The sequence below is a fragment of the Streptomyces sp. 4N124 genome, from assembly GCF_052245395.1.
GTDB lineage: Bacteria > Actinomycetota > Actinomycetes > Streptomycetales > Streptomycetaceae > Streptomyces.
The window spans coordinates 1-5,661 of record NZ_JBQQBS010000125.1 but is presented as its reverse complement, the minus strand read 5'-3'; the positions used below and the strand labels follow the sequence as shown (position 1 = coordinate 5,661).

General features: G+C 69.8%; 12 protein-coding genes. All 12 read left to right on the top strand.

Annotated features, from left to right (window positions below; genetic code table 11):
• A partial coding sequence (locus ACTWQO_RS48265) for an SCO3933 family regulatory protein (RefSeq protein ID WP_443243776.1) occupies positions 1–359 on the top strand: 359 nt, incomplete at its 5' end.
• 5 nt (positions 360–364) lie between these two features.
• Positions 365–1,711, top strand: a complete 1,347-nt coding sequence (locus ACTWQO_RS48260; protein ID WP_443243775.1) for an FtsK/SpoIIIE domain-containing protein — start codon at positions 365–367, stop codon at positions 1,709–1,711.
• 84 nt (positions 1,712–1,795) lie between these two features.
• Positions 1,796–2,008, top strand: a complete 213-nt coding sequence (locus tag ACTWQO_RS48255; RefSeq protein ID WP_443243774.1) for a hypothetical protein — start codon at positions 1,796–1,798, stop codon at positions 2,006–2,008.
• The gene (locus ACTWQO_RS48250; RefSeq protein ID WP_443243773.1) at positions 2,005–2,205 is read left to right on the top strand and encodes a hypothetical protein; all 201 of its coding nucleotides are present in this window, start codon (positions 2,005–2,007) and stop codon (positions 2,203–2,205) included. The genes ACTWQO_RS48255 and ACTWQO_RS48250 overlap by 4 nt, the downstream gene beginning before the upstream one ends.
• Positions 2,206–2,281: 76 nt before the next feature.
• Positions 2,282–2,554, top strand: coding sequence for a hypothetical protein (locus ACTWQO_RS48245; protein WP_443243772.1), 273 nt, complete (start codon positions 2,282–2,284; stop codon positions 2,552–2,554).
• Complete coding sequence (locus tag ACTWQO_RS48240) at positions 2,551–3,222, top strand: DUF2637 domain-containing protein (RefSeq protein WP_443243771.1); 672 nt, start codon at positions 2,551–2,553, stop codon at positions 3,220–3,222. The genes ACTWQO_RS48245 and ACTWQO_RS48240 overlap by 4 nt, the downstream gene beginning before the upstream one ends.
• Positions 3,223–3,241: 19 nt before the next feature.
• Positions 3,242–3,460 carry a mobile element transfer protein gene (locus ACTWQO_RS48235; protein ID WP_443243770.1) on the top strand — a complete coding sequence of 73 codons (219 nt, stop codon included), beginning with the start codon at positions 3,242–3,244 and terminating at the stop codon, positions 3,458–3,460.
• 4 nt (positions 3,461–3,464) lie between these two features.
• A complete protein-coding gene (locus tag ACTWQO_RS48230) occupies positions 3,465–3,620 on the top strand; it encodes a hypothetical protein (RefSeq protein WP_443243769.1) in 156 nt (51 codons plus the stop codon).
• 24 nt (positions 3,621–3,644) lie between these two features.
• Positions 3,645–3,962 carry a SpdD-like protein gene (locus ACTWQO_RS48225; RefSeq protein ID WP_443243768.1) on the top strand — a complete coding sequence of 106 codons (318 nt, stop codon included), beginning with the start codon at positions 3,645–3,647 and terminating at the stop codon, positions 3,960–3,962.
• A 90-nt stretch (positions 3,963–4,052) separates the two neighbouring features.
• Positions 4,053–4,259, top strand: a complete 207-nt coding sequence (locus ACTWQO_RS48220) for a hypothetical protein (RefSeq protein ID WP_443243767.1) — start codon at positions 4,053–4,055, stop codon at positions 4,257–4,259.
• On the top strand, positions 4,256–4,669 hold the full coding sequence (locus ACTWQO_RS48215; RefSeq protein WP_443243766.1) for an ASCH domain-containing protein: 414 nt from the start codon (positions 4,256–4,258) through the stop codon (positions 4,667–4,669). Before ACTWQO_RS48220 ends, ACTWQO_RS48215 begins: the two co-directional genes overlap by 4 nt.
• Positions 4,662–5,661 (top strand): replication initiator (locus tag ACTWQO_RS48210; RefSeq protein ID WP_443243765.1); only part of this gene is annotated, 1,000 nt, incomplete at its 3' end. The genes ACTWQO_RS48215 and ACTWQO_RS48210, both read left to right, overlap by 8 nt.

Genomic DNA, 5,661 nt, shown 5'->3' with positions numbered 1-5,661 from the left:
CGACATCCATCATGCGTCAGATCCCCGTCGACACGACCGCAATGACGATCATGCTGATCCAGCCCCCGGAGAAGAAGGTCAAGAACCGCGAGACCGGCGAGATCGCCGTGGACAAGCAGTCGGGCAAGGTGCTCTACAACGTCAACGTCGCCGTGATCGTGGACGGCCGTCCGGACGCGGTGACGATCGTGGTCGCCGAGGACGGCATTCAGTCGGACCTCATGCCGGGCATGGCTGTTGAGCTGCCGGGGCTGGTTGCCCGCCCGTGGGAGAACGACTTCGGGCACGGCATCTCCTACCGCGCGATCGCAGTCGCCGCGAAGCAGCTCACGCCGGCCAGCTCGAACGGCAAGGGCTGAACACCATGACCGAGCTGCTGCTGATCGCGTTAGCGATCCTGATCGGGATAGCGCTGCTGCTGCGGTGGCGTCGGCCGGCCTGGTACTGGATGACCTTCGGCGTCGTCTACGCCATCCTCAAGGTCCGGCTGCGGTACGCGTCCGTGATGGATGCCTGTGACCTGACGGTCTCGGCCTCACGGTTCCGGCTCACCCTGGCCCGCTGGTTCAACTGGGACACACCGCGGCAGCGCGTTCCCCGACTGCTGTGGATCAAGCCCACGCGGACCGGTCTACGGCTGCGGATTCGGATGCGGCCCGGTCAGGACGCTTTCGACTACTCGGCCGCGGTCGATCGGCTGCGGCATGCCTTCGGTGTCCATCAGGTCACCTCCCGCGAGATCAAGCCGGGCACTGTCGAGATCGCCATGACCGGTTACGACGTGCTCAGGCGGGTGCAGATGCCGGCCCGCGTCGACCGCGGCACGCTGTGCATCCCGGTGGCGCTGTGTGAGGACGGCTCGGTCCACTACCGCGACTACCGGCAGACGCCGCACTCCGTCACTCTGGGCGCGGTCGGCTCGGGTAAGTCGGTCACCCAGCGCCGGGTCATCAAGGAACTTGCCGCCCAGCGTGTGGCGTTGGTTGGCATCGACTGCAAGAACGGGGTGGAGCTTGCCCCGCTGGCACGCCGGTTCTCGGCCCTGGCCGACAACGCCGATGATGCCGCAGACCTCCTCGAAGCCCTGGTGGCCCGTATGGAGGCCACGTACCAGGTGATTCGCCGTGAGCAGCGGGTCAGTGCGGATACCGCGGATGCGGAGATCACCGCCGACATCTGGGGCCTGCCTGAGCACCTGCGGCCGGTGCCCGTGGTGCTCACGATCGACGAGATCGCCGAACTGGCCTTGTTCACCACCGCGGCGGAGAAGAAGCGCCGGGAGCGGGCCGTGGTCGCCCTGGTCCGGTTGGCTCAGCTCGGCCGCGCTGCCGGCATCTTCGTCGACATCTACGGCCAGCGCTTCGGCTCCGAACTGGGCGACGGGATCACCATGCTGCGTGCTCAGCTCACCGGCCGGATGTCGCACCGGGTCAACGACGAGTCCAGTTCGAAGATGGCCTTCGGCGACGTGTCCCCGCACGCGGTGTTCGCGGCCACGCAGCTCCGCAACGACCGCCCCGGCATGGCCGTGGTCGGCTACTCCAACGGAGAGTGGACCCGCATCCGGTCCGCCTACACCTCGATGCGGGACGCCGTCACGGCCTGCAACCGGCATGCCGGCCTGACCCCGGATCTCCCCGAGTTGGCCCGCTTCCGCCCGCTGGTGGATCTCGCGCCCATCGAGGCGCCCGCGGTGACCAAAGCCGCCTGAACCCTCCCCCTGCTCCACGGCCGGCGTGACCGCCTCGCGCCAGCTCCCTACCCGAGCCATGCCCGAAGAAGGAGAACACCCGCGATGTGCCCCAACTGCGAGGACTTCATCCGCACTTTCGTCCTGCTCGGTCAACTCGCCCTCTACGCCGAGACGTTCGGCTCCGATCAGGACTTTGCCGATGTCGTGGGCGGTGCCTTGGCCGTGTCCCTGCCGGAGCCCCCGCCCGGCCTGTTCCCGCCCGGCTACAACCCCACCGACGGCCCCGAGTACCCCGGCGAGGGGTGGACGCCGTGACCACCCCGAAGAAGCCCATCACCCGCCGCAAGCCGGCTCCGCCCAAGCGTGAGCCCGCGAAGTGCCCGAACTGCGACGGCCAAGGCGAGATCACCGAAGCCGTCAAGGTCGGCGCCCGCAAGGGCCGTATCACCGACGACCACCAGACCGGCCTGTGCCTGACCTGCTGGGGCACCGGCGAAGCCCCCACCGACTGAACACCGCTCGGGGCCGGGCGGCCGACACCGATCCCCGCCCGCCCCCGGCCCGATCACGAGAAAGGAGACGCCCACCATGTCTCAGTCGCTGGCTACCTTGGACGATCTCACCGCAGATGACTTCCTGCGTCAGCTCGCCGCTCTGCGAGATCAGCGCGAACAGATCGATCGACACATCCGTGCTTGCCTGGCCTACGCGCGGGAGTTCACCGGACCCCGCCCGTACACCCTGGCCTCGCTGGCTGAAGCGGCCGGACTGTCAATCTCGGGCGTTCGCACCGCCTACACCCTGGCCGACTGCGAAGCCGTGGCCCGTGCGCTGGGCCGGGCTTCTCGGAGGCAGGCATGACCCGGCCCACCGGGCGTCTCCGCCTCGATGCCGTGCTCGTACAGGCCGTCATCGCCGGCGCCCTGTCCTTCGCCCACCTGCACGACCTCGCCCAAGCCGCGGGTCAGACCGGCTGGAAGGCATGGGCCTACCCCGTCTCCGTCGACCTGCTCATGGTCGCCGCGTGGCGTCGGCTGCGCGTCCAGAGTTCCCGGCTGGCCTGGTGCTGGTTCCTGGTCGCTCTGGTCGCCTCGCTCGGCGCCAACGTCGCCACCGCTGGTTTCCTCGACCTGGAGCACCCGCCCGCCCTGCTCCGTCTTGGCGTCGCCGGCTGGCCCGCGCTCGCCTTCCTCGGCGGCACCCTGCTCGCCCACGCCCCCGAACCGACCACAAAGTCGGCGGACAGCTCGCCGGCACCCACCGCCTCCGCCCCGGACGTCGACCGCGCACCCGTCTCGACACCCGAGCCGGAGCCCACCGCGGTTTCTGCGGCTGACGACACGCCAGCTCTGCCCGCCGCTGAGCCTGCCCCGGCGATGCCGGTGCCGCCCGCTCTGGTCGCTCACGCTCGCAAGGTCGCCGACGACCACCGTGCCCGCACCGGCAGCCCGATTGACGCTGACACCCTGCGCGCCCGCCTCGGCGTCCCCGCGCCCATGGCTGCTGCCATCGTCGCCCAACTCACCTGATCAGAAAGGGAATTGACCGATGGGACACCGCTTCTTCCTCTTCGAACGCCTGGTGCGCTACGGCCCCGTTGAGATCGGCCGCGCCCTCACCAAGAGCGGTGAGAAGGGCTACATCGCCTCCTGCACTGCCGATCAGTGCGGCTGGTCGTCCGAATACACCAGCTACGGCGCCGTGTGCATGGCGGCCAAGGGCCACCGCTGCCGGATCAAGAGCAAGTACGAGAACCGAGGGAGGTAACGCCGTGTCCGTGCCGCTGTGGTTCTTCATCGCCTGCCTCGCCGTTGTCGGCGTCAAGACCCTCCGCCCACCCCTCTGGCTCGTGATCGTCCTGCTGATCGGCGGCTACATCCTCGCCAACAGCCTGCTCGCCCCGTCCATCGACCCATTCGTCAAGTAGCCCTGAACCGAAGGGAGTCCACTGATGCTCCGCCCGAAGATCCCGACCATGCCCACGCCCACGGTGCACGTCGCACCGCCCATCGTCGTCGAGCCGACCGCCATTGTCCCGAGCGCTCAGGTTCCGCCGCCCGCCCCGGTGGCGCCGGCTCCGTCTCGGCCCACGATCCAGCTCACTCCCGGCACTGTGATCGCCCTCGTCGGCGGCGGCACGTTCGTGGTGCTGGTCGTCGGCGCTGTCCTGGTCTCCATGCTGCTGGCGGTCGCCGTCACCGGCGCCTCGGTCGCCGTGTGCGCGGTCGTCCTGCGCTCTCTGATCGCCTCCGACACGAAGCGACGCTGACCGGCCCCCGGAGCGGCCTTAACCGCCAAGTCTCGTCCGCTCCGGGCGCCGTCCCTGTCCGATCCACAAGAACCGGAAGGAACTTCCATCATGCCCGGCCCCACCTCGGCCACGATCACGAACGTCCGGGTCTGCCCGAACTGCGACGGCTTCGCCACCGCCGCGGTACCCTCCGGCGCCCGCCACGAAGACGGCGCCCGCGCCCTCCTGCACATCGACTGCGGTACCTGCCACGGCACGGGCACCGTGCCTCTCCGCCCCCGGCTGAACGCCGCGGATGTGGAGGTGGCCGCGTGACCCCCCGCAAGGCAGTCGAGGTGCGCGCCCTGACCCTGTGGCAGCCCTGGGCCTCCGCCATCGCCTACGGCACCAAGCGGATCGAAAACCGCCGCTGGGCCACCGATTACCGCGGCTGGCTGCTCATCCACGCCGGCGCCACCATCGACCCCGCCGCGAAATACGCCGTGATGGCCCGCCCCTTCCTTCACCGCCCGCAGCCGGCTGCCGCCGTCCTCGGCTGGGCCCGCCTGGACGACTGCCACGAAGACGACGGTATGTGCACCCTGTGGTCCGCCTCCGGACAGTGGCACTGGCACCTGTCCGACGTCCACCGGCTGGCCCGCCCCGTGTCCTGGCCCGGTGCCCGCGGCCTGTGGACGCCCACCCCCGGCCTGCTCGACCTGGTGCGGGAGGCTGCCCGTGCCTGACTTGCTGACCGACCCGGCCACCCTCGGCGACCTGCTGCGGGTGGCCTCCGCCCCCGACTTCGACCGCTGGCAGCACCAGATCCACCGCACCGGCGGCTGCGCCGACCCCATCCACCTGAGCGGCTGGACGACCCACGTCGACAAGACCACCGGCGAAACGCTGCACCGCTACACCACCGCTGGGGAACCCGGTGGCCGGCTGCGCATCGCCTGCGGCAACCGCCGCGCCTCCCGCTGTCCCTCCTGCGCCTGGACCTATGCGGGGGACACCTACCACCTCATCCGCGCCGGGCTCGCCGGCGACGACCGCCGCGACATTTCCGCCGCCGTGCGGGATCACCCCCGGGTCTTCGCCACCTTCACCGCGCCCTCGTTCGGCCCGGTCCACAACCGGCCTGATCACGGACGCTGCCGTTGCGGCCGTACCCACCGCGAGGACGATCCTGCTCTTGGTACTGCCCTCGATCCGGAACGCTACGACTACGCGGGCGCCGTGCTGTTCAACAACCACGCCGGCGACCTATGGCAGCGCTTCACCAACCGACTCCGCCGCGAGATCGCCGCCCGCGCCGGCCTCACCCAACGCGAACTCGCCGACGCCTGCCGCCTCTCGTACGGCAAGGTCGCCGAATTCCAGAAGCGCGGTGCCATCCACTTCCATGCCGTGATCCGCCTCGACGGACCCGACGGACCCAACTCGGCACCGCCCTCCTGGGCCAGCGTCGACCTGCTCACCGACGCCATCCGGGATGCTGTCAAGCACCCGTACACCAGCCTCCGCGTTCCCCCGGCCGGCGACCAACCCGCACGCACGCTCTACTGGGGCCGAGAACTCGACATCCGCCCCGTCAAGGCCTTCGGTGACGACTCCGACATCACCGAGCAAAAGGTGGCCTCCTACGTGGCCAAGTACGCCACCAAAGCCGCCGAGAACACCGGCACCCTCGACCGCCGCATCGGTGAACTCGCCGAACTCGACCGCCACGACATCC